General features: G+C 69.0%; 2 protein-coding genes. Both read left to right on the top strand.

Annotated features, from left to right (window positions below):
• Positions 1 to 341 precede the first annotated feature (341 nt).
• Complete coding sequence (locus AC5RV2_RS17785) at positions 342 to 827, top strand: inorganic diphosphatase (protein WP_494001923.1); 486 nt, start codon at positions 342 to 344, stop codon at positions 825 to 827.
• Positions 828 to 1027: 200 nt separating this feature from the next.
• On the top strand, positions 1028 to 1653 hold a 626-nt coding region (locus AC5RV2_RS17780), incomplete at its 3' end, for a hypothetical protein (protein WP_494093426.1).

The raw sequence follows: 1653 nt of genomic DNA, 5'->3' as shown, positions 1-1653 counted from the left end.
CCGGCAGCGGCTCCGCCAGCTCGGTGGGCGGCAGCTGCGCCGCAGGGGTGCTGATCACCGGCTCCGGCTCCGGCCAATCGATGGCCTGGCCGAGGTTCAGGGCGGCGGGCACGGCCAGCACGGCGAAGACGACTGTAAGCAGCCCGGAGGTGAGCACGCGGAAGCCACGCCCCATGCTGCCCCTCCTGAGGATCTTGAAGTGTTGGGAATGCCCCGCTCCAACCCCGATGCCGGTACGGAAGGGCAAGACCTATATCGTTAAGCGTAGTCCGGCGCCGGGCCACGGCCGTGCAGCGGCGGCGCCGAAGCCAATTTTCCGAACGCCTCCAAGGAGCGAAGCCATGCAGCATGACGTCACCATCGAGATCCCCAAGGGTTCGCGCGTCAAGTACGAGATCGACCATGAAACCCACCGCCTCCGCCTGGACCGGGTGCTGTTCACCTCCATGCAGTACCCCACCCACTACGGCTTCTTCGAGGACACGCTGGGCGAAGACGGCGATCCGCTGGACGCGATGGTCATGCTGCAGGACTACGACCTGCTGCCGGGTGTTGTGGTCGAATCCCGCCCGATCGCCGTCTTCAACATGACCGACGACGGCGGCGGCGACGCCAAGGTGCTGTGCGTTCCGGCCGACAAGCGCTTTGACCACATCCAGGAGCTGTCCGACGTGCCGGAGTTCCTGGTCAAGGAAATCGAGCACTTCTTCACCCGCTACAAGGACCTGGAGCCGGGCAAGTGGGTCAAGGCCGAGGGCTGGGCCGACCGCGCCGCCGCCGAGGCCGAACTGGAAGCCTCCATCCGGCGCTTCGCCGCCCAGGGCTAAGGCCAACCGGCGACGAATTGCCGGGCAGCGACGCCCGGCCCGAACTAAGCCTTGCCGCCGGAAACCGGCGGGAACGGCGACGGCGGTCCGGACCCTTCAGGGTCCGGGCCGCTTTTGCTTGCCCCTGAGCGACCGGCGGCGGGACACACCAGCCAACCGGAATCGGTTGTTCCTGCCCGGACGGGCGCAATACTGGTGCCATGTACGTGCTCACCATCAACCAGCGCGATTCCCGCGAGGCGGGCGACCAGGTGCCCGCCCTGATCAGGGCGCTGCGCCACCTGCCCGCGGCGATCCCCTTTCAGCGGTCTGTCGGCGACGAAGCGATCGGCGCGGTCGAGAAGCCGTCCACGGCCATCGACGCGGCACTGATCGCGCTGCGCGGCCGGCGATGGAATGTGGGTATCGGCGTGGGCGAACTGCGGCCGCCGCTCCCGGAGGACATCAAGGACGCCGATGGGCACGGCCTGGTCTACGCACGGCGCGCGGTGAACCGGGCCCGAAAAACCGGCGAGCGCGTTCCGCTGGCCGTGTCCGGGCCCGATGCGGAGGTCGCCGCGGAAGTAGAGGCCGTGCTGCGGCTCATCGGCCGGATCGTCGCCACCCGCACCGACGCGGAGTGGAAGGTGCTGGACCTGATGACGCCTGGTGCGCGCGGCCAGCAAAAGTACATTGCCGAAGAACTGGGCATCACCAGCCAGGCCGTGAGCAAGGCCGTGGTCCGCTCCCAGTGGGTGGAGGAGTGGGCCTGCCGTCCGGCAGCCGCCCGGCTGCTGGACCTTGTCCACGGGCCCGCTTCCTCGGCCGCCGTCGCCCCGCCGCGCTG

Source organism: Arthrobacter sp. Y3225116 (assembly GCF_059091245.1).
This window is presented reverse-complemented; position numbering and strand designations above follow the sequence as displayed.

Bases quoted from the DNA above. Each gene is read 5' to 3' on its own strand.
- AC5RV2_RS17785 (WP_494001923.1), top strand. From the start codon at position 342: ATGCAGCATGACGTCACCATCGAGATCCCCAAGGGTTCGCGCGTCAAG.